Here is a 26,023-nt window from a genome sequence, read left to right on the forward strand (position 1 = left end):
CTAAAGCGCGTCGCGTGAATCTCTTCAAACGTGACGTGCTTCAAGGAGGAACGATCATGGCCGGCGACGTACCGCTCTGGGCACCGACGAAAGACCAGGTCGACGCCGCGCCGATGACTGCCTTCATGCAGGCCGCCGCGGCCGCAACCGGCAAGGTTTTTTCCTCCTACGCCGATCTACATCGTTGGTCGATCGACGATCGCGAGGCATTCTGGAGCCTGGTCTGGGATTTTTGCGGGATCGTGGGCGACAAGGGCGCCAGTGGCGGGATCAGTGGCGGCGGGCGCGTGCTTGTCGATGGCGAGAAAATGCCCGGCGCCGCCTTCTTTCCCGACGCGAAGCTGAACTTCGCCGAGAACCTGTTGAAGAAAACCGGGCTCGGTGATGCCATCGTCTTTCGCGGCGAGGACAAGGTCGAGCGCCGGCTCTCCTGGAATGAGCTGCATGCGCTGACCTCGCGGCTGCAGCAGCTTTTCCTGTCGCTCGGGGTGAAACAGGGCGACCGCATCGCCGCCATGATGCCCAACATGCCGGAGACGGTCGCGGCCATGCTGGCGACAGCCTCGATCGGCGCCGTCTGGTCGTCCTGTTCTCCCGATTTCGGCGAACAGGGCGTGCTGGACCGGTTCGGTCAGATCGAGCCTGTCGTTTTCATCGCGCCCGACGGTTACTGGTATAATGGCAAGGCGATCGAGGTCGCCGACAAGATCGCGGCGGTTGCCGCAAAGCTTCCCACCGTCGGCAAGATCCTGATCGTCGACTATCTCGGCACGTCGACCGATGTGGCGGCGACCATAGAGAAGGCGACTGCGCTGGACGAGGCGCTCTCATCCTTTGCCGCCAAGCTCGTAACCTTCGAACGGTTGCCGTTCGCGCATCCGCTCTACATCCTGTTTTCTTCCGGAACGACCGGCATCCCCAAATGCATCGTCCATTCGGCCGGCGGAACGCTGATCCAGCATGTCAAGGAAGAACGGTTCCACGCCGGCCTGCTCGACGGCGACCGCTTCTTTTATTTCACCACCTGCGGCTGGATGATGTGGAACTGGCTGGTGTCCGGCCTGGCATCGGGTGCAACCCTTCTGCTTTATGACGGGTCGCCCTTCTATCCCGACGGCAACGTGCTGTTCGATTTTGCCGACGCCGAGAAGATGACCTATTTCGGCACCTCGGCCAAATTCATCGATTCCGTGCGCAAGGCCGGCCTCAGACCGATCAAAACGCATGATCTTTCCAGCGTGCGCACGATCTCCTCCACCGGCTCGCCACTGTCGCCCGAGGACTTCCGCTTCGTCTATGATGGCATCAAGACGGACGTGCATCTCGCCTCGATCTCCGGCGGCACTGACATCGTCTCCTGCTTCGTGCTCGGCGTGCCGACCGAACCGGTATGGACCGGAGAGATACAGGGGCCTGGTCTCGGCCTCGCCGTCGATGTCTGGGACGACGACGGCCACCCGCTCAGGCAGGAGAAGGGTGAACTCGTCTGCACCAAGGCGTTTCCGGCGATGCCGATCGGCTTCTGGAACGATCCCGAAGGCAAGAAATACCACGCAGCCTATTTCGAGCGCTTCGACAATGTCTGGTGTCACGGCGACTTCGCCGAATGGACCGCTCATGGCGGCCTGATCATCCACGGCCGCTCCGACGCGACGCTCAACCCGGGCGGGGTGCGGATCGGCACGGCGGAGATCTACAATCAGGTCGAGCAGATGCCGGAAATCCTGGAAGCGCTGTGCATCGGCCAGGATTTCGACAACGACGTGCGCGTTGTGCTGTTCGTGCGGCTGGCTCCGGGCGTTGAACTCGACGCCGAGCTGCAAAAACGCATTCGCGCGAAAATCCGCAGCGGCGCGAGCCCCCGCCACGTGCCGGCTAAAATCGTCGCCGTCGCCGACATTCCACGCACCAAATCGGGCAAGATCACCGAACTCGCGGTGCGCGACATGGTGCATGGCCGCGCTGTCAAGAACAAGGAGGCGCTGGCCAATCCCGAAGCGCTCGAGCTGTTCCGCGACCTGCCGGAACTGGCCGATTAGTTCCTCGAAGTGAGCGAGTTTGACAGGTTGCAGGCCTGCTTTGTGGCCATGATTTCATGGTTCGTTGAGTGAACCATCGCAAACGTTCGAGATTGGCCGAAGCTCCTCAACTTCGTCATCCCTGGGCGTAGCAGGAGCGAAGCTCCGTCGCGGAGACCCCAGGATGACGAAGCGATGGACGCTTCAACTAATCTCCAAGACATGAGAACCGTCACGCGTTCAAACGGCAGCCGAGCATGGTTAACGAAATATCTCGCTCGAATTTACCTAGATTTCATGAGTGGTACACATTGGTAAATTTTTCGCGGCGCCGGTAAGGTTTTGTTAAGGGCCGGCATCGATAGTCGTGCGTAACTTGAGGGAGAAATCCCGTTCCTCTAAATCCCCAGAGGATCTGAATTCGCTCAAGCCCCCGTTGTAACAGCAATCCAATCATTCAAGGCGTCCTGTTGGACGCCTTTCTTTTTAACTAATCCGCGAGCACGCGGGTCGACGGGAAAGCGACTTCGACCAGGGTGCCCTCGCCGGGGGTCGAGTTGATGGTGAACCGGGCCCGGTTCGCCTCGACCATGGCCTTGGTCAGCGGCAGCCCGAGGCCGGTGCCGTCGCCGCGCCCACGCTTCAGCGCGTTGATCTGTTTGAACGGCTTGAGCGCCTGCTCGATCTCGGACTGGCTCATGCCGATGCCGGTGTCGCGCACGCGCATCACGACGTCGCCGGAGATCTCGTAAGCTGTCGATACGATCACCTGGCCGCCGGCCTGCGTGTAGCGGATGGCATTCGACAGGATGTTCAGCGCGATCTGGCGCACGCTGCGCAGATCGGCCACCACTTCCGGCAGCCGTGAGGCGAAGCTGGAGCGGATGATGACACGTTCGCGGTTGGCTTGCGGCTGCATCATCGCCACTGTCTCGGCCAGCGTGTCGTTGAGCGACACCGCCTCATAGGCCATCTCCTGCTGGCCGGCCTCGATCTTCGAAATGTCGAGCAGGTCGTTGACCAAGTCGAGCACATGGTTGCCCGACCGGTTGATGTCGCGCAGATAGTCGCGGTAGCGGTCATTGGCGACCGGCCCGAATTTCTCGTCGACCATCAGCTCGGAAAACCCGATGATGGCGTTGAGCGGGGTGCGGATCTCGTGGCTGATGCGGGCGAGGAAGTCGGTCTTTTGCGAGGAGGCGCGCTCGGCCACAGCGCGCGCCTGGGTCAGGTCCTCTTCGGCCCGCTTCCATTGGGTGATGTCGCGCACCACCGCGCAGAAGCCGCTGTCGTTGGGCAGGCTGCCGATGGTCATGAACAGCGGAATGAAGCGCCCCTGCGCCTCGCGTCCGATCACCTCGCGGCCGTCGTTGAGCACGCTCGCCACGCCGGGCTCGGACAGTCCGTCGAGATAGTCTCGCGCGGCGCGCTGGCTTTCGATCGCGAACAGCGAGACGAAGGGCTTGCCGGTCACCTCGTCGCTGTCGAAACCGAACAGCGCTTCCGCCGGGCGGCTGATCGAGCGGATCGTTCCGTCTCGGCCGATCAGCACGACGCCGTCGGTCGCGGTGTCGATGATGGTGCGCATCTCGGCGATGCGTGCCTTGAGTTCGGAAGTGTCCGGCTGCGTCTGGTCGTCGGCGGCGCCATGCGGAATAGCTGCTGCCTCGTCGTCGCCGGAACGGCGCACGACCAGCATCAGCGCCTTGCCGCCACGCCACGGCACCGAACGCAGAATGGCCTCGATCGGGAACTCCTGACCGTCATGTGTCTTCAACCGCAACGCGTGATCGGTTCCGTCGGAGGCGCTGCCGTCGTAAGGATCGGCAAACAGCGCGCCGAGGCCACCGGCATCCTCCAGATCGTCGAGCGTGTCATAGCCGGTCAGGCTGAGGAATTCCTCATTCGCATAGTGAAGATCGTCGCCGGAATGGATGAGCAGCGGCACCGGCAGCTTGCCGAGGATCGAGATATCCGGAGCCTTGTTGTCATCTGCGGTCGAAAAAGCCGATGGCACGAAGCCTTCGAGCTTGAGCGGCGGCGCCGGCAGGCGTGGCGGTTCGATCGGCGTCGGCTCCACGTCGCCGGCATCGCCGATGTCATCGGTTGACGAACGGGCTTCGTCGTCATCGGGCCGCGCCCAATCCTCGTTGTCTTCTGCGTCACGGAAATCGGCAGCCGTCATGCTGTCATCGTCTTCGGCGGCGGTCGATCGACCACTCGTGTCGGTGGGTTCGACCACCTCTTGCGCCGCCTTGTCCGGCTCCGAAACCGGCGCACCGTCGCTGTTGTCGGCGACATAGTCCCGGTCGGCGTAATCGAGCAGCGAGCCTGAGATGCCGGACACGGTTGCTTCCGGCTGCTCGCCGTCGAGCCTTGCGACATCGTTCTCGTCTTCGACATCGGTTTCGGTCGGTTCCGCCGCAGCCGGTATTGCAGCATCGGGCTGTTCGGTCGGGGGATTGTCCTTCTTGAGCCGCTCGCCGATCTCACGGAATGCACTGCGTTCCAGCGTCGACAGGCCTTTGTCGTTGGCCGGCTGCCTGTGCTCGGCCAACCGGATCACCTTGTCGGCAAAGCGCCGCTCCGGCTTCGGCACGATGGTCAGCGCCGGCACCTCGCCCTGGAACGGGTCGGTTTCGTCAGGCGTTTCGGCGACTTCCGGTTCGACGGCTGCGGTGGCCTCGGCATTGGGGACAAGCGCCATACCGATCGCTTCGGGATCGACCACTGCATCGCTGGTGCGAGCAACGCCGAAGCCGCGAAAACCCTCGAAGGCACGGCTGCGGCCGTAGACAGGCAGCGCCGCCAGGTCGACGGGTATCTTGAAATCGGTGCCGGCAACCGGCCACAGCACCGAGCGGCCGGACCAGGTGTCGCGTCGGTCGAGCAGGCCGGCGATCTCGCCGGACGCATCGAGGTCGAAGGTGGCCGCGACGTCCCTGAAGCGCCGGCCAATCACATCGGCGGCAGGCTTGCCGACGAGTTCCGCGAATTCCGGCGACAGCGCACTGAACCTGCCTTCGGCGTCGGTTCGCCAGACGAAACGCAGGGGCGGCGCCGCGCGGTCGATCGAGGGGATGGCACGCTCAGTCGGGGAGGCGGCCCTGATGGCATCCTGTGCGGAACTTTCCGCCGAAGCATCCGCCTCGACATGTCCGGACGCATCCGGTCCCGGCTTTTGCGCCTCATCCTCGCTGGCGCTGAAATACCAATGGTCATGCTGAGGAGGCATTCCGCCGGCTGCTTCCGGACCCTGCTCGGTCGAATCAGGCTCGGTTGAATCAGGTCCTGTCGAATCGGGCCGGGTCGAATCGGGCCCGATGGAATCGGGAACGTCATGCTCCGCCGACACCGATGTGTCTTCGCCGGCTGCCGGGACTGTCTCTGCCGCATCCGTCTTCGCGACTGCTGCCGGCGCATTGTCCTGTTCTGCCTTTGGCCGGACTGCGGCAACGGCCGCCGCGGCCCCGGTTGCGGTTTCCATCCCCGCGCTGCGCTCGCCAGCAGAGGCTTCTTCGGAGTCAAGCCGGTCCTCGTCGATCACCACCAGCAGGTGCCGCTCGTCCGTCAGCCGGGCGAGGCCGGCCGGATAGGAAGTGGTGCCGCCTGGAACGAGGCGTTTGACGATGCGGTCGCTCTCGTGCGCCACATCGGCCACAAGCGCTGCCAGCGTTTCGGGCAAGATGCCGAGCGCCGAAAAACCATCGGAAGCGGCCTCGATGTTGCCCTTGGCGTCGACGAAGGCGATGTAATGACCGTCTTCGGTAAAGCCGCTGATGGCCCGAGCGGCGATCTCGGCGGCGCTGCGCGAGCCGGTCTGCGCCGCCGGCACCGCCACCATAATCGCGTTCTCGCCGTCAGGCATTGTCACCGCGCTGGCCAGAAAGCCAACCGCGCGGCTGGTCAGGCCGGTTGCCAGCCGCACCGTGATGGCGCGGTCGCGGCCGATCTGTGGAAAACCGCTTGTCGCCATGATCTGGCGCCTGGCGATCAGCGGCAAGCCTGTCGAGGCGCCGATGATGGCCTCGATGTCGGGATAGCCGAACACCGCTGCCCCTGGTCCGTTTGCCCAGATCACCTGTTCGAGGTCTGCCGACAGAAGCGCGATCGCGTCGCCGGCGGCAAAGCGCTTGCGGACCGCGTCGAGCACGGCGACGTCGAGGAAGGAGTAGTTTTCGGACGGCATGCGCTTTGGGAGCCCTCACACAGCGGCAGTTTGCGGTTAACGCTTTGTTAATAAAAGCCGACGGCGCGAAGGTCCACAAGCCATAGCGTGCAACCGCCGGAATCTCTGGCCTCGTGGTTAACGCTGGGAGAGAAATTCTATGGTGCGCTGCAACAAAGATATTGCAATGCACAAAATTTGCCTTTATATTGCCATCATACATGAACGAGACGGCTTTCTGTCGAAGCCGCTGCCACTGCAAAGGATGGAAAATGTCCAAGACCAAGACCGCTGAAAACGTCGAATTCCCGAGCTTCGACGCTTCCAAGGCCACCGACCAGATCCGCGCTTTCGCCGAAAAGGGCGTCGAGCAGTCGAAAGAGGCCTATACCAAGCTGAAGACCGGCGCCGAAGAGACCCAGAAGGCTCTGGAGTCGACCTTTGAGACCGCCAAGACCGTTTCCAACGATCTGTCGCTCAAGACCATCGCCGCTCTGCGCGCCAATACCGAAGCCGGCTTTTCGCATTTCGAAGCGCTGATCGGCGCCAAGTCGCTGTCGGAAGTCGTCGAGCTGCAGACCGCATTCCTGCGCAAGCGCGTCGAGATGACCGTCGAGCAGGCAAAGGATTTCCAGGCCGTCGCCTCCAAGGCGGCCGAGGACGTCTCCAAGCCGATCAAGTCCGCCTTCGAGAAGGCGATGAGTGAAATTAAGGCCGCCTAATATTTGCGCATATTTCGAAGATGCAACAAAAGGTCGCATTTCTTCGAAGAGGATTATGTGAGATATAGTGGTCAAGCGAATACCCGGCGGGTGGAACCTCCTCCCTCTGCTCTCCGGGGTGACCAGCCAGCACCTCCTCCCGCTGGCTCGTAACAGGAAAAGGTCGGCACCTCCTCCCGCCGGCCTTTTTCTTTGCCCGGCGAAAGGTGACGATCTTTGCCTACAGCAAAGGACGCTGTAGAGCTTTGGATTTTGCGCATGATCCTTTCCGAAAATCGATTCTGATTTTCGGGTCATGCGCGGCCAAAAGCCTTGAATTAAACTCCGATAGCCCGTATGGACGCATCGCCGAACGACAGAGCGGGTCCCGGAGAATGAACGGTCCATTCGATCCCGCTCGGGCAAGCGTGCCGTTGTAGCTCAGATGGTTAGAGCGCCGGATTGTGGATCCGGAGGTCGCTGGTTCGATCCCAGCCAACGGTACCATCAATTTCCTCAATAAACTCAACGCGTTGTGTAAACGACCAATTGTCGCTTGCAGGCATTTTGTGTCGCGTCATGTTGCAAACCGCTACCGTTGATTTCCAAGGGTTCCCTGTCACACTCGGCAGGTCCACGCGACATGGGCGCGAGATAGAGAGGGGAAACTGAATGTGGAAGGAGATCGAGATCAAAACCGGCGCGAAGACCGCCGAGATTTGGAAAACAATCCAGGACGGCTTTGAAACGATCTTTATAGCGGCTGGCGGTCCAGAGGACGCCGCAATGTATTTCAACTCACGAATTCCCGGCAATGACGTGTGCCCGGCTTGACCCACTGCGTTGCCGGCCACGTCTTCATGGCCTGTGGCGGCGGGCCTGGGTGTTCCTACCCGCGTCCAGTTCTGGCGCACTGCCTAAAACTCGTATCCAAATCGCTCTATGTCAGTCCTGTAGATAGTCCACACCATGTTCCTTGTCTCGGGCGTGTAGTAGTTGCGGTAGTCGGCCTTTCGAATTGACTTCTTGCTATGCGGCAAAGCGAGGTTTGCTAACCCGATTCTCTCGGAAACGTGGGTGAATTCCTCACGGATCTGCTCAAAGCGCCCGACGTGATCAACTAGCAAGCTTCCATCATGGTCATCAATGAACAGGTGTTGTGCCCGCCATTGAGGATGATCGACGCGTTGGATAGCCGTCAGATACGAGCGGAAAGACATAAAGCGGGTCAGACCAAGGATTTTGCGCAAATCACGGCGCCAAGTCTTGGTGTAGAGAAACTGTGAAACGGCTTTGTCCCATGGGTTTCTGACGAGGGAAAACTTGAACATACGATCAAAAGTCTCCGCCCCTATCTCTGACCGGATTTGGGCGGCGGTAAGATGATGCAGGCCTTCTTTCTGGTGACGGTTTAGTTCTGGATTCTTCCAATATTGGTCAGCCGTTCGGCTTACCCGATCCGGCCAAATGGCATCTTCGATACTGGTGCCACCATTCTTCGGTATGTGAATAAACAAGCAGCCCAATTCTCGGCTCAGCATTTTTCCCGCCCCTCGATCCCACCGCGATCGATAGCATCGAAGACACTAAATTAGAAGTGGTGCATGACATGGCCTATAGTTCGCCCCAGCCAGCACAGCGCCTCCTCTTCGATCGTCATGATGCTGGACGTTTACAGCCACCTGTTCCCAAGGGGCGACGATGGCGAGCAGATGGCGGCTGCGGAAAAAGCTCTTGCTCGGCTGAACGCAACACAAATGCAACATGCCGTAAAAAAACTCCAACGAAATCAACAGATGCTCTCGGATTGTGGATCCGGAGGTCGCTGGTTCGATCCCAGCCAACGGTACCATCGCTTTATTTGCTAAATCACTGAATTGTTGGGCGGCCGCGCTGCCTATCTGTCAGCCGCAATCGTCGCCTGCAGCCATTGCGTGATGGCATCGAACGTGATCGGTTTGGTCGTGTCGACGTCAAACAGCGGTCCGCGCCGCAGCGGCTCGGCGCGGTTGGCCAGTTCGATCAGTTCGGGGATGTAGGCCGCGCCGGGATGGCCGGCGGGACGCTGGTCGAGCCGTGCGCGATAGCGCTCGGCCAGAACCCCGCCGGGAGCATGGCACCAGATTTCGGCGGTCTGCTCGACGCCGGCCCTTCGCAGGTGATCCTCGAGCACCTGGCGCGGCTGGAAGCCGAACCAGGCGTCGACGACAAATATGGTGCCCGCCGGAGCCTCGCCGACGACCGACCAGATGGCGTGGTAACTGGCGCGGCCGAGCGTGCGGTTGAATTCGCGATCGCCGCCGCCGAGCACCTCGAGGAACGGGTTCTTGATCGTATCGAGCGCGAGCAATGGCCAACCCATGCGCTCGGCGATGCCGCGCGAAACGGTGCTTTTGCCGCTGGCGGGGATGCCGTTGACGAGCACGGCGCGCCGGCTGGGCACGGCGCGCCTGGTGGGCACGGCACGCCGGCCGGGCACGGCAAGCCGGCCGGGGTCGAGCCGGGCAGATGGCAAGGACACGGGCGCGACTGCCGCCTTCGTCGCGAGCGCTTGCAGACCGGCGCCGATGACGCCGGCATCATCGCCCAGTTGCGCCGCTTCCACCAGGCATTGGTACCACGGAGCCAAGGCGGGAGCCCTGGCAAGCGCCCTGTGGGCCGCCAGGCCAAGTCCGCCGCCGAGCAGCACCAGGTCAGGGGCGAACATGGCAACCGTCGTATCGATTGCCGCACGCAGCGGCCCGGCCCAGGCTTCCAGTATGCCGCGCGCCAAGGGATCGCCGCCCGCATCCCGGGCAAAAAGCTGATCGACCGAAACATCCGGACCGAGGCCTGCCCGCGCGATGTGACGGCCAAGCGCGGTGCCTGAGCTGGTGGTTTCAACGCAGCCGCGCCGGCCGCAGACGCACGCTTCGCCTGATATGTCGACCGTGATATGGCCGAGCTGCCCCGCCGTCCCCTTGCCGCGGACGATCCGCCGGTCTTGGATCACGGCACCGCCAATGCCGGTCCCGATCGTGAACATGACGATGCTTTCATGGCCCCTGGCGGCGCCGAGAGCCATTTCCGCGATCAGTGCCATGTTGCAGTCATTGTCGATCACCACGGGCTTGCCCGCCAGGCTTTCCAGTCGTTGCGCCAGGGAGATCGAGGCAAGGTTGACATAGCCTCCGGACAAGACCGCGCCAAGCCGCGCATCGACGCGTCCGGGGACGCCGATGCCGATGGCGGCAACTTCGGGGGAATCAAGCCGGCGCACCATTTCAGCGATCCGGGAGAGCACGAGCTCGGGGTCCGGCGCGCTCTTCTCGGAAATACGATCGAGGATTTCGCCCGTGCCGGAAATGCGGGCGGCGCGCAGATTGGTGCCGCCGATATCGATTCCGATGGCCATCAAACTAAGAGGCATGACGTCCTGTCATGTACTAAGCGGCTTTCTGCCGGTAGTTTCCGATCACCGCCTGAAGCTCGCGCAATCTCGACACTGCGATGGTCTTAAGCCTTTCCCGCTGAATGTCACGGTCAAGCGAGATGCAGTCCTTCCACAGCGACCGGCCGGCGATGACGCCTGACGCGCCGTTCCTCATCGCGGTCTCGACCTGGCCCAGGAATGTTGCGTGGTTTACGCCGGCGGAGAGGACCGCCCATGGCACCTCGCCAGCCATGCTGCTGATCCTGGCGCAGGCTTCCGGCGTTCCGGGATAAGGAAGCTTGAGCACCTTTGCCCCGCATTCCAGCGAAATCCGGGTGCCCTCTTCGACGAGCCAGGGGATCTTGGCGGTATAGTCTTCAAGGCTTTCCCCTTCGAGCTGATAGGTCAGGAACTCGACGACGAGCAGGAGGTCCTCTTGCGCGAAGTCGGCGATGCATTGGCGCAGAATGGCGACATTGTGCTCATTCGCCTCAGGCCTGTCGGCCCTGAGATAGACCATGATCTTGCCGCCGGTGCCGCCGAGCTCGCGGACGCGGCGCGCGCCGATGCCGGGAGCGAGGCGCGACAGGCGGTAACCGGCGGGCGAGACGTCGAAGCCCGAGGCATCGAGGCCGATGAGCAGAGCCGTATCGCGGTTCAGCACCCCTTCATCGACAACCCGCGGCACCGCGCAGAGCGGGTCGAGCAGCACGCAGGATGCCTGGCTGGCGAGGTATCGCGTGATGTCCGACTTGGTGTCGCCGAGCATGTCGTTGGTGATCTTGGCCTGTTCTGCAGGGTCCGCCGCAAGCAAGGTTCGCATGCCGCCGCGCTGGTCACAGGCGATGGCCATGATGGCCCCGTCTTGGCCGCATATCTGCTGGTAGCCGCGCAACTCTGCGGTCGTCATCTTTGTCATGGTCTTCTGTCCGATGTTGGCGCCCATTCACCAGGGCGCAGATCCGTGGAACAAGAAAGGTTTGGTTCTTACCTGCCTGTCGGCGGGAGAATTTGCCGCTTTGATGCGCTATCGAACCGAGAAATTTGGCCTTGGCCCGCAATTTGCCGTGGAAACGAGCCCATGTTGCGAGTCAGCCGAATTTGCGCGATAACTGCCATCGGTCGAGGTCTGTAACACATTGCTGAAAGGAATTGCAAGCTGGCTGTCCCTCCCGCACAAGATGCGGCCGCATCGCGGACGATGCTGCATACGGTCGCCAAACTGCACTATGAGGCTGACATGTCGCAGGTCGATATCGCGCGGCGGCTTGGTGTCTCCACCGCGACGATATCGCGTCTCCTGCAGCGGGCGAGAGCAGAGGGCATCGTGCGGATCGAGGTTCTCGATCTTGCAACGCCCGAAGGCATCACCACGCAATTGGTCGAGGGACTCGGACTTCGCGACGCGGCGGTCATCGAAACGCCGGCGGCCGGTGCACTGACGGCCCTTGCTGCGCCGCTCGGCGCCTTGCTCAAGCAAGCGGAACTGACGGCCGGCTCCGTGGTCACCATTGGCTGGGGGCGAGCCATTCGCGAGGTGATCCAGGCAGGCCTACCTCGCATTCCCGGCGTTCTTACCGTCGCTGCCACCGGCGGTATGCAGCAGCAGGCGCCGCATTTTCAGATCAACGAGTTTGTGCGGCTCGCCGCCGAAGAGTTGGGCGGGACGCCGCATTTCATCCATGCACCCTATCTGCCGTCCTCCGAATTGCGTGAGGTCTTCCTCGGCGATGCGGCCATCCGCGACAGCGTCGCGCTTTGGGACCGGACCGACGTTGCGATCGTCGGCATCGGCCTGCCCCATGCCATTAATCCGCCCGAAGCGAGTGCGGCCACGCTGAGCGAGCAGGCCCTGTTTCATGCGGCTGGAGACGTTATCCGTCATTACTTCGACGCCGAAGGCACGCTCATCCCGTGGGAGGGGGAGAGCCGGATGATCGCAATGTCGCCGGCCCAGCTTCGAGCCGTCCCACTGTCGATCGGCGTTGCCGGCTCGCCGGAGAAGGCGATGGCCATCATCGGTGCCGTCCGCGCCGGGCTTATCAACGCGCTGGTTACGGACACGAAGACGGCCCAGGCCATCCTCGAGGCTCTCTTGCCCCGATAATGGTGGGCACGCCGATGTGTGACATCGGCACAGCTGATCGATCCCAAACTGATTGACACCAAACGCGGATCACGAGCCCGCCGCCGCGAAATCATCAGTTGTGTCGTCAAAGAGTTGGGGCAATAGTCTGCGTGAGGGGCTCTGCGGAGCAGACAGATGGTGTCCGGTTTGAAAGCGTTTCGATCCCGGAAATACCTTGTTGCAATTTCTTTCAGCAAAGTGTTACAACCTTGCGGCTAGGCAAGCATGCGCGCCGAGCGGCGCTGTTCCCTGCACCTTGCGGAGGCTAGGAACGGGACTGCGCATCAGGCTGGTCGGTTTCGACTGGCTGACCTAACGACTGGGGGGCGCTCGGGAGGAAAGCTGCCCATAACAGCAAGCAGGCGAAAGCTGTTTCTCGCCGCCAGCACTTTACATAGCCGGAACAACTCGCAACGGCAAAATCTGCCAACATTAGGAGGATGTTATGAAGAAGATTGTTGCCGCCCTGGCGGCTCTCGCCATCTGCGCTATGGCGCTGGTCACGCCCGCTTTGGCGCAGGACAAAAAATTCACCATTGCGCTCATTCCGGGTCTTACCACCGACGGCTTTTACATCACCATGCGCAAGGGAGCCCAGGCGGCAGCCGATGCCCTTGGCGTGACCCTGGTTTTCCAGGGCGCCCCGGATTTCAATCCGGTAACGCAGGTCCCCGTGCTTGACGCGGTCATCGCCAAGAAGCCGGACGCCATCCTGATCGCGCCGACCGACAAGGTTCAATTGGTCGAGCCCCTGCGCAAGGCCCATGACGCCGGCATTCCGGTGATCACCGTCGACACCTTCATCGGCAGCGGCGTCTACCAGACCGGCGCCGGCGAGGCGGATTTCCCACTGTCCTATATTGCCTCCGACAACATTCTCGGCGGCGAGATCGCCGCGCGGGCATTGGCCAAGGCCATAGGCGACAAGGGCAAGGTCTACGTTTCGAACGTCAAGCCTGGCATTTCGACCACCGACCAGCGTGAAGAGGGCTTCAAGAAGGAGATGGCGGCCAACCATCCCGGCATCACCGTTCTCGAAACCCAGTTCAACGACAACGACGCCAACAAGGCCGCCTCGCAACTGCAGGCTGTGTTCGCGCGCAATCCCGATCTCGTTGGGGTGTTCGGCGCAAACCTGTTCTCGGCGCTTGGCGCGGCCAATGGCGTCCAGCAGGCCGGGCAGACCGGCACCGTCAAGGTCGTGGCGTTCGACGCGCCGACCAGCATTGTCGACAACATCAACACTGGCCTTGTCGACGTAGCGATTGCCCAGCATCCCGCGGAAATCGGCTATTTCGGCGTCGTGTCGGCCTATGCCCATCTGACCGGCCAGTCGATCCCGGTTGCGATCGGCACCGGCTTCACGATCATGGACAAGGCCAACATCGCCGACCCGAACATCTCGAAGTACCTTTATTCCGAATAAGTCCAGCCAGTCTCCTTCCGGCCTGCCGGAAGGAGACCTGGGCCAGGTCGCTTTGACCCTGTTTGACGGAGGCCGCTCTGCGGATCGGAACCATTCATGACTTCAACATCGCCGACCGAAACGCATGTCGCTCCCCAGGCGGATCACGGTGATCCGGCCAGGAGCTGGCTCGCACGCGTCGCCGAAGGACGCGCCTGGCTGTTCCTCGCCGGCCTGATCATCTGTTTCGAGGTCTGGTCGAGGCTCTCCTTCGGCGCAACCTTCGTGCTCAACCCGTTCAACGTGCAGTCCATTGCGATATTTGCCGTGGCGCCGTTGCTGCTGGCGACTGGGCAGACCTTCGTCATCATTTCGGGAGGCATCGACCTCTCGCTGGGTTTCATCATGGGTCTCGCGGCCGTCGTTGCCGCCCACGCCACGAATATGGCCGGCGTCGCCATGCCGGTGCCTCTGGCCATGATGTTGGGCATTCTGGCGGCCGTGATCGTCGCCGGCGTGCCTGGCGTCATCAATGGCTTGCTGATCTCGCGGCTACGAATTCCACCCTTCATCGGCACGCTTGGCATGTTTGGCGTGGCGCGCGGCGCTGCGTTCCTGCTGGCCGGCGGCACGACGGTGCCGGTCCAGAATTCCTGGTTCGCGCTGCTTGGCAACGGCAGGTTCTACGGTGTGCCTTATCTCGTCATCATTGCCGCCGTCTTTGTCGTGGTGATGCACTACATCCTGAGCCAGACCCGGTTCGGCCAGCACAACTACGCCATCGGCGCCAATGTGCAGGCGGCGAGTCGCGCCGGCATCGACATCAGGGGCCACATCCTGCGCCTTTACGTACTTTCGGCGATGTGCGCCGGCCTCGGGGGCGCGCTCTATGCAGCGCGCTTCACTGCGGGCGCCGCCCAGGCCGGCGAACCCTTGCTGCTCGACAGCGTCGCAGCCGTGGTGATCGGCGGCGCCAGCCTGTTCGGTGGCTCCGGCACCATTTTTGGGACGGTCGCCGGCGCCTTGGTGATCGCGGTCATTCAATACGGGCTGGTCTTCGTCAATGTCGAGCCGTTCTGGCAGTTCATCGCCGTCGGCCTCGTCATCATCATCTCCGTTCTTATCGACCAGGCGCAGCGCCGGTTCAGTGGAGCTCGCCAGGATGAATAGTTCCGAACAAACCGCCCCGCTTCTCGAAGTCCGACACCTTTCCAAGCATTTCGGCGCGGTGCAGGCGCTGAATGATTTCTCCATGGCCGTGCGGCCGGGCGAAGTGGTGGCGCTTGCCGGCGACAACGGCGCCGGCAAGACGACGCTGATCAAGGCGATATCGGGCGTCTTTCAGCCGACCGGCGGTGAAATTCTGCTGCGGGGGCAGCCAGTCACCTTCGCGACGCCGCAGGAGGCGCGCGAAAAAGGCATCGAGACAATTTACCAGGATCTCGCTCTCGCCGACAATCTGTCCATCGGCGCCAATATCTTCCTCGGCCGTGAACCCATGCGCAAGGCTTTTGGTTTCTTGCCGGTGCTCGATCGCAAGGCGATGGCCGTCGCCGCCAAGCAGACCATGGGACGGCTGGATTTCCATGTCAGCCGGCTCGACGCCCCCGTCAGCAATTTCTCCGGCGGTCAACGGCAGGCCGTTGCCATCGGCCGGGCCGTCTATTGGGACGCGCAGATCCTGATCATGGACGAACCGACCGCGGCCCTCGGCGTGCCGGAGCAGCGCAAGGTCATCTCGCTCATCCACCAGCTCAAGGCGCAAGGCCGGGGCGTGATCTTCATCTCGCACAATCTGCAGGATATTTTCGCCGTTTCCGATCGCATCGTCGTGCTGCGCCGGGGCGTTCAGGCCGGCGAGCGCAAGATCTCAGAGACCAACCATGACGAAGTCGTCAAGCTGATGGTTGGCGGCTAATGCATGTCGCCCAAAAGCTTGCCCTCGGGCTTGACCCGAGGGTGCGCCGCGGGTTTGCAACAACGACATGCATAAAAACAAGAATTTAAAGCGCGTCGCATGAAATCCCTTCAGACGCGACGCGCTTTAGGCCGAACCTTTCGATTGCTGAAACAACGCACTTCCCGAGGGGATCAGCTTCCCGGGTGGCGAGCCGGCCAATGCGGCAATGTCTCCGGCGAGAAGCGACTGCGACAGGATCGCTGGCACAGCTACCGCGCCTAAAGCGCGTCGCATTTGACCGGCCTCACGCGACGCGCTTTAGGTTGTTGTTTTATGCATGTCGTTATCGCAAAACCGCTGCACACTTTTGCGCGACATGCATTAGCTGCTCAGCATCTCAATGCGTCCGCCCGATTTCCGGCGAAATATGTTCGCCCCCGACGATGACAAAATGCCATCCAGATATGCTCGGCGCGGCGGAAAGAAGCAGGATGGCGAGCAGAGTCGACATTGCCTGAGGATGTCACTATATAGCGGCGGCTTTGGCCGCGTACCCGTAGGATCGCCCAGCGAATGGCGCCGCAAACGTGCCACGTATGTGACATCTATTGTCATACAAATTGACTGGATTACCGGAAAAAAGCAAGTAGAAACAATGGCGCGATCCGGGACATGATCCCAGCCAACGGTGCCAGTCTCCTCAAGAAGATAGAATCTCATCAAGAATTAGAATGAGCTCCTTGAACCTTCGATTTCCGTCAGCCCTGTGGAGCTTGGGCAAGATCGGCTTGCCGGGTGACGGCGACTCGGTTGGAATGGGAGCGTGCATCTTTTCAGGGATGCCGGCGTTTATGACAACCAACCGGCGCAGCCGCCAGGGAACAGCAGCATGAGCGAACACGCGATCGAGTTCTTGCAGGAGTGGATCGGCGAAAAGGTCCACTGCCAGTCCTCGCTGGACAGGATCGAGGAGCAGGCCGAGACCCTCGCCAGGGAATGCGCGGCCAAGGCGGCTGAGGCCGGCATACCGCTGGAGGATATCCAGGAAGAGGTCGGCGACATTCAGGAACTTATCGCGTCGAGGCTGGAAGAGGCGGCTGAGGCCGACCAGGACGAAAAGAATTCGGACAAGCCTGCCCAGTGATACGGTCTGTTCCTGGCGCCAGCGATGTGAAGCATAGCATACGCCCCATTAACTGCCTGATGAGTGAGCCTAGCGGGCTTTCAGCCCAGGATCGCGCTGATATCGTAATTTCCAATGGTCTTTGCGAGGTCTTCCGGCGAAGAGCCATGCTTGTTTTTCAGCGTTTTATCTGAGCCAGCTGAGAGAAGGAGCTTGATCAACTCGCCACGGCCCCGTGATTCAAACACGGCACGCCACAGGGGCGTGTTTCCATGAACGTCTTGGGCAGAAACATCTGCGCCGCCCTTGACCAGAAGTTCCGCCGCTTCGAGCCGATATTCACGAGCGGCAAAGTGCAGCGGTGTTTCCAGGTTCTTGTCCTGAACATTCACGTTCGATCCACGCTCGATCAGTGCAGCGACGATTGCGGTGTCTCCGTCTTTTGTCGCGTAAAACAAGGGCGTCCGACCTTCGCGATCTAACGCATCGACATCCTCCCCCTCTGAAATAGCTTGGATGACTTCAGGCGAGCTATGTCTCATCACCGCCTTGTGTACGGGTGCGGGACTGTCTGGGTTGCTCATACTTATGGCTCCGATTGGACGATGGGGCTTCCAATTGATATTTGTTAGGGCCGTTTATTCATTGAACTGCTTTTGGGTTAATCCTTCGCAGCTTCAGGGCCATTCCGGGCCGAACCCGACGTTGCGCCGGGGAAAGTATCAACCAAGATCTACGCTGGGACTCGCGCCGAATTTGTCCTTGAGCCATGCCTTCGGCAGCGCCGGCACGAAATTGCCGTCGCGCCCGGCCATGTCGTCATTGGTGACCAGCGCATTGAGGATCGCTTCCTCCACACTCCCAATCACCGCGTCGAACAACGGGTCGATGTCGGTATCCGGGATAAAATCGGCGCTGGCGATGCGGCCTGGCGGCGCCAGTGCCGCCTCGCGGTTGGCGGTGGAAAAGGCCAGGAAAATGTCGCCCGAGCTATGATAGCCGAAGCCGCCGGTCATGGCGACGCCGAGCGGCGCCCGGCGGGCCAGCCGCTTCATCTGATGCGGCAGCAACGCCGCATCGGTGGCGACGACCCCAATGATCGAACCTTTCTCGGCGCGCGGCGTGCTTTCGCGGATCGCCGGTTCCACGAGATCGAGCCCGGCGCGCAGGCCGCGAATGATAAAATTCCTCCGCTTGCCGAAATTCGCCTGCACGAACGCACCGACCGTGTAGCGCCGGCCGTGCCATTCGACGATGCGCGATGCCGTGCCGGAGCCTGCCTTGAAACCGAAGGCGATCATGCCGGTGCCGCCGCCGACGCTGCCTTCCTCGATCGATCCGCCGGTCGCGCCATCGAGTGCCGCGGCGACATGCTCTGATCTGAGATGGTGGCCGTTGATGTCGTTCAGGAAGCCATCATAGGTTTCCGCGGCTACCGGCAGGCCCCAGCCGCTGTCGAGCGCGGCCGGCAGCACGCGCTGCATCCAGCGTAGCGTTCCGTCGCGTGAAACGCCGCAGGAATGCGTGTTGGTGATGGTGATTGGCAAATTGAAGGCACCGGTTTCCTCAATGATATGCGAGCCGGTCAATTCGCCATTGCCGTTCTGGCTGAAGACACCGGCAAAGACCGGCGTGGCGAGATCGGCACGCGGTCTGGGCAGGATGGCGGTCACGCCGGTGCGCACCGGTCCCTTGCCGATCACCAGCGCACCATCGCCCGAAATCAGCGTCGAATAACCAACCGCAACGCCGGCCACATCGGTGATGGCGTTGAACGGTCCAGGCGTGCCGTCAAAACTTATGCCGAAGGCTCTTGCACGCGGCCTGTCGGAAGGCGTCCGGTGATGTGGATTGCCGGTCATGGGCATTCGGAAGTCATCGGGATTATGAGCGCCTGAAAATAATCATGGGGCACTCAGAACAGCGAGCCCTGATTGCCGGGTTCCTTGGCTTTGGCGCCCGGCTTTGCATTTGTTTTCGGTCTTGCGGCACCGCTGGTCGCAACCGCATCGGCGGTTCCGTCGGCGAACTCCAGCCAAAGTGCCATCCCCGGCACCACTTCCGCCGCTTGCTTGATCACCGCCCCGTCGGCGTCTTTCACCAAGGCAAAGCCCCGCGCCAGCACCGCCTTGTGCGACAGCGTCGCCAGCAGCCGGTCGGCCTGGGTCAGTTTCCCGCGCAAGCGTTCGAGCCGCACCGAAATCACCCGGTCCTGTCGCCGCGACAGCGCCGCCAAAGTATCTGCCTGCAATTTCTGCCGCCTTGCGATCGGCGCGGGCGACAGCCGCGCCGCGGTTCGCGAAAACTGCGTTCGCCGCTCGCGCACTATGGCGAAGAACGCCGCTTGCGCGCGGGCGAGATCACGGCCGGCCAGCGTGCGCGCCTCGTTCATGCGTCGCGACAGAGTGGCCGGCGTCAGCCGCTGCGCCTGAAGCCTGGCCCGCTTGCGTTGGACGCTGACGGACAGCGCCCGGCCAAGCCGGCTCGTCGCTTCATCGAAGCGCCGGCGCGGCAGCGCCAGCAGTTGGTCGGGCGAGGGCAGCGCACGCGCGGCGGCACGCACCGCCTGGCGCTTGCGTTCGAAATTGCGCGATGCCGCAGTCTTGAGCCGCGCACCAAGGCTGGCAAGTGTTACTTCGAGGTCGGCGCGCACGGGCACGGCGATTTCGGCGGCACCCGTCGGCGTCGGCGCCCGCACATCCGCCGCCAGGTCGATCAGCGTCCAGTCCGTTTCATGGCCGACAGCGGAGATCACCGGAATGCGTGAGGCGGCGACGGCGCGGGCCAGCGCCTCGTCATTGAACCCCCAAAGGTCCTCGAGGCTGCCGCCGCCGCGCGCCACGATCAACAGGTCGGGGTGCGGAATAATGCCATCCTGCGCCAGTGCGTTGAAGCCGTTGACGGCGGCGGTCACTTCCGTGCCTGCCGTCTCGCCCTGCACCCGCACCGGCCAGACAAGCACATGCAGCGGAAACCGGTCCTTGATCCGGTGTATGATGTCGCGGATGACCGAACCTGTCGGCGAGGTGACGACGCCGATGACGCGCGGCATGAACGGCAGCAAGCGCTTGCGGCCGGCATCGAACAGGCCTTCGGCCTGCAGCCGGCGCTTGCGCTCTTCCAGCAGCGCCATCAGCGCCCCGGCGCCGGCCGGCTCCAGATTGTCGATGACGATCTGGTAGGTGGACTTTCCGGGATAGGTGGTGAGCCGGCCGGTGGCGATCACCTCCATGCCTTCTTCGGGGCGGAATTTCAGCCGGCTCATCGCGGTCTTCCACACCACGGCGTCGAGCCGTGCGCGGTCGTCCTTGAGGCAGAAATAGGCATGGCCGGAGGAATGCGGCCCGCGATAGCCTGATATTTCGCCGCGCACCCGCACATTGCCGAAGACGTCCTCGACCGTGCGCTTCAGCGCACCGGAAATCTCGCTCACCGTGTATTCGGTGGCGTTGGTGCGTGATTCGGATACTGCGTCGCTCATTGGCCGATTGGGGGGCGGTTGTCCCTCCGCGTCAAGACGGGTGTGTCCGGTGCCGGCCAATTGCGGGGGTTTTTCACCAGCCCGGCGAGATCTGGTTCGGCTTGGTCCGCTTCGTCTTAGAGAAGGCAAATGCCGGGAAGTCGAAGCTTCCCGTGTCTTCGCCGAGCGGCACGGAAATATTGTCGAGGCTTTCCGAAATGTGACGGGCCAGCGCGTCGACGATCTCCGGACGCGACGTCTGGCCGCGCATGATGCCGATGCGGCAGTCGGGCAGGGCGCCGAACCCGTCGGCGTCGCCCAGAACCCGCATGCCGGGCCGCAGCGCGCATTCCGGCAGCACCGAGATCGCCAGGCCGGAAAGCACCGCGGCGGTGATGACTGTCGCCGAGAAGCTGGTGAACAGGATGCGGTAGTCGCGGTTCTGCCGGTCGAGTACGTCGACCGCAGCCCGCCGCCAGATGCAGTTCGGCCGGCCGAAGGCCATCGGCAGAACTTCCTGCTCATGCGTCGCATGGTTGGCCGAAGTGACCCACAGCAGCGGTTCGCGCCGCACCACTTCCGACTGGCCGTGTGCGTCATTGTGCGTCACCAGCGCCAGATCGAGATTGCCGCGCTTGATATGGTCGACCAGCCCCGGCGTCGGCTCGCAGATGACGGTCAACTCGACACGTGGATTGGAACGGGCGAAGCGGGCCATGATCTCGGGCAGGAAGCGATCGGCATAATCGTCCGGGGTGCCGATGCGGATCGTGCCTTCGAGCCGCCGGTCGTCGAAGGCGGCCAGCGTTTCCCGATTGAGGAACAGCAGCCGTCTTGCGTAGGAGAGCAGCCTGTCGCCTTCCTCGGTTAACCTGTTGATGCGGCCGTCCTTTTCGAACAGCGGCTTGCCGATCCGTTCCTCCAGCCGGCGCATCTGCATGGACACCGCCGACTGGGTCCGATGCACCGCTTCTGCCGCGCGGGTAAAGCTGCCGGTGTCGACGATCGAGACGAAGGTCTGCAACTGATCGAGATCGAGTGGCGCTTTCATCGGTCTCATCCATCACTAGTGTTGATGCTAAAGATTAGAAACATTCGTTGGATTAATCAATCGAACGATGGCAAATTTACGACTGTCCACATGACGGCATGTGAATCGGGACCGGAACGGCCGCTGTTTCCAGCGCCGATCGCCCGTCTTCGTCCGTTCGAATATGAAGGAGACTGACATGGCTACGTTTGATTTCGCCACCGAGACTTCGCGCATCACGTCGCGTCCGGCTATTGCGACGCGCGTGGTCAACACCATCTCCAACGTCTACCGCGCCTGGAAAAACCGCCGTGCGTTCTATCGCCTTGGTGAGATGTCGGATGCCGAACTTGCCGACATCGGCTTGACGCGCGCCGATCTCCACGTCGCCATCGACGTGCCTTTCGGCCGTGATCCAACCGAGAGGCTTCGCGTCATCGCGGCCGATCGCGTAGACACGATCGAGGATCTTGCCCGCAAAATGACCTGATCGCGTTGGTTGCGTGCCCTTGGGGTGCGCGGCGCTATAGGATTTCGCAGGCTCCCACTCCCTGCCGGTTCCCCGCCGGCCCGCCTGCACACTGCCCGGTCCTCCTAAGGACCGGGCATTTTCTTTGGGCGGCGCTCAAGATTAGGTTGCGACCGCCTGGTCGGTTTAGCGCCGGTCCATGCCTCGCTTGAATTGATCGAAGATCGATTCCACGCCCTTCTGGTAATCGTCGCGCTGCTGCGCGCCCGCCTCGAACATTTTGCCGAACAAATCGTCGAACGGATTGCGTGGCCTGCCGCTCGGATTTGCCTGTGGCTGGGGCGCTTCGCGCTGCTGTGGTGCCTGACGCGGCTGCGACTGTTGCGCACCGCCGCCGAACATGTCCTGCAGCACCTTGCCGAGCGGATTGTCGCCGTAGGGATTGGGCGCCTTCTGCGGCTGACCCTGCGGCTGCTGCGCGCCGCCGAACATGTCCTGCAGCATTTTGCCGAACGGATTGTCCATCGGGCCGGGCTGTGGTGCCGGCGCCTGTGCCCCGCCAGCCTGCCGCATCATCTGCTCGATGATCTCGCCGAGCGGATTGCTGCCGCCGCCAAATCCGCCTGCTGCCTGCATCTGATTTGTGGTCTGCTTGAACAGGCCGCCCATCATCATCGAAGCCACGACCGGCAACATCTGCTGCAAGATCTGCTGGCTGACGCCGCTCGCCTGCGCTGCCTGGCTGGCAACGGCGCGGGACAGGTCTTTCGAGCCGAACAGATGGCCAAGAATGCCGTTGCCTTCATCGACGCCCTGCGGTGAGAAGGCCCGGCCTGCGTCCTCGAAATATTTGGCGTGCTGGCCGCTGGCCATTGCCGTCATGAACGCGCCGAGCCCGTAGGGGTCGGAGGTGCTGCGCTTCAGCCCCTGTGAAAAGGCCGGCAGCAGCGCCTCGACCGCCGATTGCGCTTGCTGCTGCGAAAGCCCGAACTGTTGGGCCAGGGCCTGCATGCCGTTGCCGTTCTGCGCCTGCGCCAGAATGTCGAACAAGGAAGGCATTGGTTTTCTCCTCCGGGAAATTCTCGTAGGAGAGAGCCTATCGCATCGGCCCGAAAATCGGAATCGATTTCGGAAAGCGCCTTTCCCGAACTGTCGGCCAGGCCGATAGCAAACGGCTAATACGCATACTCCATGAACACCGGCTCGATCGAGCCGCCCCAGCGCGTATGATAGGCGGAGAGCAGCTCTTCGGCGCTGGTGGTGCCGCGCGCGACGACTTCGTCCAGCGTGCTGAGGAACGAAGTTTCGTCGTAGCCGTCGCGGTTCTTGCGGCCGCGGTTCTTCAGCCCCATGCGCGAGACGACGAGCACGTCGCGGGCGATCTCGCGCAGTGTCGTGTTGCGGAACGGCGCCGAAATACCCTGTTCCGGCACGGCGTTGCGCATCGCCAGCACTTCTTCATGGCTCCAGCTCGAGGTCAGCGCCTCGGCCGCGTCGAGCGCCGCCGCGTCATAGAGCAGCCCGACCCAGAAGGCCGGCAACGCGCAGATGCGCCGCCACGGCCCGCCATCGGCGCCGCGCATTTCAAGGAAACGCTTCAATCGCACGTCGGGGAACAGCGTCGACAAATGGTTCGCCCAATCGCCCATCGTCGGCAGCCCGTCGGGGATCTCGTTGCGGGCCGCACCCGCCATGAACTGCCGGAAGGTGACGTGCGTCATGTCGTGGTACTGGCCATCGCGGATGACGAAGTACATGGGCACGTCGAGCGCCCATTCGACATAGTCGGCGAAGCCGAAATCGGGCGAGAAGCAGAAGTCGAGCAGGCCCGAGCGCTGGTTGTCGGTGTCGCGCCAGATGTCGCCGCGCCAGCTCTGAAATCCGTTGGGCCGGCCCTCGGTGAACGGCGAGTTGGCGAACAGCGCCGTCGACAGCGGCTGCAGCTTCAGCGACACCTGCATCTTGCGGCGCATGTCGGCCTCGCTCTCGAAGTCGAGATTTACCTGGATGGTGCAGGTGCGGTACATCATGTCGAGGCCTTTGGTGCCGACCTTGGGCATGTAGCGCGTCATGATCTCGTAGCGCGATTTCGGCATTTTCGGCGTCTCGGCCAGCGACCATTTCGGGCTGCCGCCGAGGCCGAGGAAACGGATGCCCATCGGCTCGGCGATCTCGCGCACCTGCGCCAGATGCGCATTGCCCTCGCGGCAGGTCTGGTGGATCGTCTCCAGCGGCGCGCCGGACAGTTCGAACTGGCCGCCGGGCTCCAGCGAGATCGCGCCCTGGCCGGTCGGCTCGACCAGGCCGATAATGCGGCCGGCATCCATGATCGGATCCCAGCCGAGTTTTTCCTGCATGCCTTCGAGAATGGCGCGGATGCCGTGATCGCCGCCATAGGGCACCGGCGCATTGCCGTCGACATAGAATGGGAATTTCTCGTGTTCGGTGCCGATGCGCCATTTGTCGCGCGGCTTGTTGCCTTCAGCCAGATGCTCGACAAGCTCGTCGACGCCTTCGATCGGCCGGAAATCGGTTGTGTCGCGCGCCATGAACAGCCCTCCGACGCATGACCCGAAAATCGGCATCGATTTTCGGTGGGGATCATGCGCCAAACCAAGTGCTACAACGTCCTATGCGCGTCCGAAAGGACGCGCGGCGCTGCAGGCGGCCGGACGACCGCCGGCGCTAGATGGACGAAATGTCAGTAGGCGATCAAGCGAAAAATCCTGAGCCACAGGGTAATTGGAATTGATCACCAATCCCCGACCGTCGCCTGTATCACCGCCAGTGCCGCCACCGCAGCCGTGTCGGCGCGCAGGATGCGCGGACCGAGCGGAATGGCCGTGACGAATGGCAGCGCCCTCAGCATCCTCCGTTCCTCGTCGGAAAACCCGCCCTCGGGCCCGACCAGCAGCCCGAACTTCTTCTCCCGTAGCGCTTGCAGCGCCGGCAGCGGATTGTTGGTGGAGGCATCCTCGTCGCAGAAGATCAACCGCCGCTCCTTGTCCCAGCCGGCCAGCAGGCGTTCGAATTTTTCCGCTTCGCGCACGTCCGGCACCGCCAGGATGCCGCATTGTTCGGCGGCCTCGACGACATTGGCACGCACGCGTTCGATGCCGGGCTTTGCCACTTGCGTGTGCTGGGTGATGACCGGTTGCAGGACGCCGGCGCCCATCTCGACCGCCTTCTGCACCAGATAGTCGAGCCGACCCTGCTTTATCGGCGCAAAGCAGTAGACGAGATCTGGCAGCGGCGGCTGCGGCCGCTGCAAGGCCAGCACCTTCAGGCGTACCGCCTTTTTTGATTTGGCGGCGATCGCCGCCGACCATTCGCCGTCGCGGCCGTTGAACAACAGGACTTCGGCACCTTCGCCGAGCCGCAGCACATGCATCAGGTAATGGCTATGCTGCGGGCTCGCCTCGAACTCGATATCCGGTCCGAGGTCGTCCGGCACGAACAGCCGCTGCATCTTGTAATTGGCGCGCATCGCCGAGGAATGGGCGAGCCAAACCTTGACGTCAAGCCTCAGCGCTCGCGTGCCAGACCGGTTCGTAGCCTTGCCTCAGCACGGAAACGGTGGTTGTCGGCGTGAGCAGGCGGATTGGGCGGTCGGCGAAGCCGCCGAACGCTACCGGTTCGTCCCCCACGCGATCACCATAGCCTGCGAACGACCAGCGCAGTGCCTTGCCGCCGCGCATCGCGTAGGCGTTGCCGCCGTCCGCAACCATGGCGCCGTCCGGCAACCCGGCAAGCTCTTCTGCAGATACGACCGGTGCCGGCCCACCCGACGCCAGCCGCTCCTTATGCAGGCGCTTGTCGACTTGCGGCGCACGCGGCTCGGCAATGCCGAAGGCGATGCCGAAGCGCTGGACGAAATCGCTGGCCCGGTCGCGCCGGCAGAAGAAGCAAGGCCGATGCCCGGCCGAGAGCGCGGTCACCTCGTCCAGGAAAAACAGCTCGGTCCAGCCGGCCTTGCCACCATTCCTGTTGCGGCCCATTGGCTCACGCCGCACATCGCGGAATTCGCAGACGCAGATGATCCAGGCCTGCAGCGCCCAGCGCTTTTTCAGCAGCGTCTTCGTTTCGGGGTCATGGATGATGCCGCGATTGCCCATGAACAGGCCGCGCTCCGGCACGGCGTGGATGACGCCGAACGGGTCGACCCGATTCTGCAGTGGCATAGCTTTCTCCCCGAATACGCATCTTGGC

At 62.5% G+C, this 26,023-nt stretch carries 21 protein-coding genes and 1 tRNA gene; 10 read left to right on the plus strand and 12 right to left on the minus strand.

The genetic code is table 11. The features are described 5' to 3' along the window. Nucleotides 1-56 precede the first annotated feature (56 nt). A complete protein-coding gene (locus BQ8482_RS06405) occupies nucleotides 57-2,039 on the plus strand; it encodes an acetoacetate--CoA ligase (RefSeq protein WP_123146707.1) in 1,983 nt (660 codons plus the stop codon). Between the two features lie 469 nt (nucleotides 2,040-2,508). Here the strand turns inward: BQ8482_RS06405 and BQ8482_RS06410 are convergent, their stop codons facing one another. Beyond that, on the minus strand, nucleotides 2,509-6,207 hold the full coding sequence (locus tag BQ8482_RS06410; protein ID WP_123146708.1) for a PAS domain S-box protein: 3,699 nt from the start codon (nucleotides 6,205-6,207) through the stop codon (nucleotides 2,509-2,511). Nucleotides 6,208-6,458: 251 nt separating this feature from the next. Here BQ8482_RS06410 and BQ8482_RS06415 point away from each other — a divergent pair, with 251 nt between their 5' ends. From BQ8482_RS06415 to BQ8482_RS38020, 3 genes are all read left to right on the plus strand, one after another. Further along, nucleotides 6,459-6,908: a phasin gene (locus BQ8482_RS06415; RefSeq protein WP_123146709.1), complete on the plus strand. Its 450-nt coding sequence runs from the start codon at nucleotides 6,459-6,461 to the stop codon at nucleotides 6,906-6,908. Between the two features lie 409 nt (nucleotides 6,909-7,317). Beyond that, a tRNA-His gene (locus BQ8482_RS06420) sits at nucleotides 7,318-7,394 on the plus strand. A gap of 165 nt (nucleotides 7,395-7,559) precedes the next feature. Next, nucleotides 7,560-7,721: a hypothetical protein gene (locus BQ8482_RS38020; RefSeq protein ID WP_165848440.1), complete on the plus strand. Its 162-nt coding sequence runs from the start codon at nucleotides 7,560-7,562 to the stop codon at nucleotides 7,719-7,721. An 83-nt stretch (nucleotides 7,722-7,804) separates the two neighbouring features. On the opposite strand, the gene BQ8482_RS06425 is transcribed toward BQ8482_RS38020, so the two are convergent. From BQ8482_RS06425 to BQ8482_RS06440, 3 genes are all read right to left on the minus strand, one after another. Then, nucleotides 7,805-8,428, minus strand: coding sequence for a sulfotransferase family 2 domain-containing protein (locus BQ8482_RS06425; protein WP_123146710.1), 624 nt, complete (start codon nucleotides 8,426-8,428; stop codon nucleotides 7,805-7,807). 356 nt (nucleotides 8,429-8,784) lie between these two features. Next, the gene (locus BQ8482_RS06435; RefSeq protein ID WP_123146712.1) at nucleotides 8,785-10,296 is read right to left on the minus strand and encodes an ROK family protein; all 1,512 of its coding nucleotides are present in this window, start codon (nucleotides 10,294-10,296) and stop codon (nucleotides 8,785-8,787) included. A gap of 16 nt (nucleotides 10,297-10,312) precedes the next feature. Further along, nucleotides 10,313-11,218, minus strand: coding sequence for a tagatose-bisphosphate aldolase (locus BQ8482_RS06440; protein WP_123147426.1), 906 nt, complete (start codon nucleotides 11,216-11,218; stop codon nucleotides 10,313-10,315). 282 nt (nucleotides 11,219-11,500) lie between these two features. Here BQ8482_RS06440 and BQ8482_RS06445 point away from each other — a divergent pair, with 282 nt between their 5' ends. From BQ8482_RS06445 to BQ8482_RS06465, 5 genes are all read left to right on the plus strand, one after another. Further along, the gene (locus BQ8482_RS06445; RefSeq protein ID WP_123146713.1) at nucleotides 11,501-12,406 is read left to right on the plus strand and encodes a sugar-binding transcriptional regulator; all 906 of its coding nucleotides are present in this window, start codon (nucleotides 11,501-11,503) and stop codon (nucleotides 12,404-12,406) included. A gap of 466 nt (nucleotides 12,407-12,872) precedes the next feature. Then, nucleotides 12,873-13,853 carry an ABC transporter substrate-binding protein gene (locus tag BQ8482_RS06450; RefSeq protein ID WP_123146714.1) on the plus strand — a complete coding sequence of 327 codons (981 nt, stop codon included), beginning with the start codon at nucleotides 12,873-12,875 and terminating at the stop codon, nucleotides 13,851-13,853. Nucleotides 13,854-13,949: 96 nt separating this feature from the next. Continuing rightward, a complete protein-coding gene (locus tag BQ8482_RS06455; RefSeq protein WP_123146715.1) occupies nucleotides 13,950-15,002 on the plus strand; it encodes an ABC transporter permease subunit in 1,053 nt (350 codons plus the stop codon). Continuing rightward, nucleotides 14,995-15,750, plus strand: coding sequence for an ATP-binding cassette domain-containing protein (locus tag BQ8482_RS06460; protein ID WP_123146716.1), 756 nt, complete (start codon nucleotides 14,995-14,997; stop codon nucleotides 15,748-15,750). The genes BQ8482_RS06455 and BQ8482_RS06460 overlap by 8 nt, the downstream gene beginning before the upstream one ends. 871 nt (nucleotides 15,751-16,621) lie before the next feature. Then, complete coding sequence (locus BQ8482_RS06465; RefSeq protein WP_123147427.1) at nucleotides 16,622-16,876, plus strand: DUF768 domain-containing protein; 255 nt, start codon at nucleotides 16,622-16,624, stop codon at nucleotides 16,874-16,876. Between the two features lie 80 nt (nucleotides 16,877-16,956). Here the strand turns inward: BQ8482_RS06465 and BQ8482_RS06470 are convergent, their stop codons facing one another. The 4 genes from BQ8482_RS06470 to BQ8482_RS06485 form a co-directional block, all read right to left on the minus strand. Beyond that, a complete protein-coding gene (locus tag BQ8482_RS06470) occupies nucleotides 16,957-17,439 on the minus strand; it encodes an ankyrin repeat domain-containing protein (RefSeq protein ID WP_123146717.1) in 483 nt (160 codons plus the stop codon). 138 nt (nucleotides 17,440-17,577) lie between these two features. Continuing rightward, a complete protein-coding gene (locus BQ8482_RS06475) occupies nucleotides 17,578-18,717 on the minus strand; it encodes a DmpA family aminopeptidase (RefSeq protein ID WP_123146718.1) in 1,140 nt (379 codons plus the stop codon). 53 nt (nucleotides 18,718-18,770) lie between these two features. Further along, nucleotides 18,771-20,336 (minus strand): exodeoxyribonuclease VII large subunit, encoded by a 1,566-nt coding sequence (xseA, locus tag BQ8482_RS06480; RefSeq protein ID WP_123146719.1) that lies wholly within the window; start codon nucleotides 20,334-20,336, stop codon nucleotides 18,771-18,773. A gap of 73 nt (nucleotides 20,337-20,409) precedes the next feature. After that, nucleotides 20,410-21,366, minus strand: a complete 957-nt coding sequence (locus BQ8482_RS06485; RefSeq protein ID WP_123146720.1) for a LysR substrate-binding domain-containing protein — start codon at nucleotides 21,364-21,366, stop codon at nucleotides 20,410-20,412. A 178-nt stretch (nucleotides 21,367-21,544) separates the two neighbouring features. Between BQ8482_RS06485 and BQ8482_RS06490 the strand changes: the two genes are divergently transcribed. Beyond that, entirely contained in the window at nucleotides 21,545-21,835 is a 291-nt protein-coding gene (locus tag BQ8482_RS06490) for a DUF1127 domain-containing protein (RefSeq protein ID WP_123147428.1), read from the plus strand. Between the two features lie 165 nt (nucleotides 21,836-22,000). Here the strand turns inward: BQ8482_RS06490 and BQ8482_RS06495 are convergent, their stop codons facing one another. The 4 genes from BQ8482_RS06495 to BQ8482_RS06510 all read right to left on the minus strand — a co-directional run bounded on the left by BQ8482_RS06495 (nucleotide 22,001) and on the right by BQ8482_RS06510 (nucleotide 25,995). Further along, the gene (locus tag BQ8482_RS06495) at nucleotides 22,001-22,873 is read right to left on the minus strand and encodes a DUF937 domain-containing protein (protein WP_123146721.1); all 873 of its coding nucleotides are present in this window, start codon (nucleotides 22,871-22,873) and stop codon (nucleotides 22,001-22,003) included. Nucleotides 22,874-22,989: 116 nt separating this feature from the next. Continuing rightward, the gene (locus BQ8482_RS06500) at nucleotides 22,990-24,363 is read right to left on the minus strand and encodes a glutamate--cysteine ligase (protein ID WP_123146722.1); all 1,374 of its coding nucleotides are present in this window, start codon (nucleotides 24,361-24,363) and stop codon (nucleotides 22,990-22,992) included. A 203-nt stretch (nucleotides 24,364-24,566) separates the two neighbouring features. Beyond that, nucleotides 24,567-25,301, minus strand: a complete 735-nt coding sequence (locus tag BQ8482_RS06505) for a 16S rRNA (uracil(1498)-N(3))-methyltransferase (protein ID WP_123146723.1) — start codon at nucleotides 25,299-25,301, stop codon at nucleotides 24,567-24,569. Between the two features lie 31 nt (nucleotides 25,302-25,332). Beyond that, a complete protein-coding gene (locus BQ8482_RS06510; protein ID WP_123146724.1) occupies nucleotides 25,333-25,995 on the minus strand; it encodes a hypothetical protein in 663 nt (220 codons plus the stop codon). Between the last annotated feature and the right edge of the window lie 28 nt (nucleotides 25,996-26,023).

Source organism: Mesorhizobium delmotii (genome assembly GCF_900149755.1).
Lineage (GTDB): Bacteria > Pseudomonadota > Alphaproteobacteria > Rhizobiales > Rhizobiaceae > Mesorhizobium > Mesorhizobium delmotii.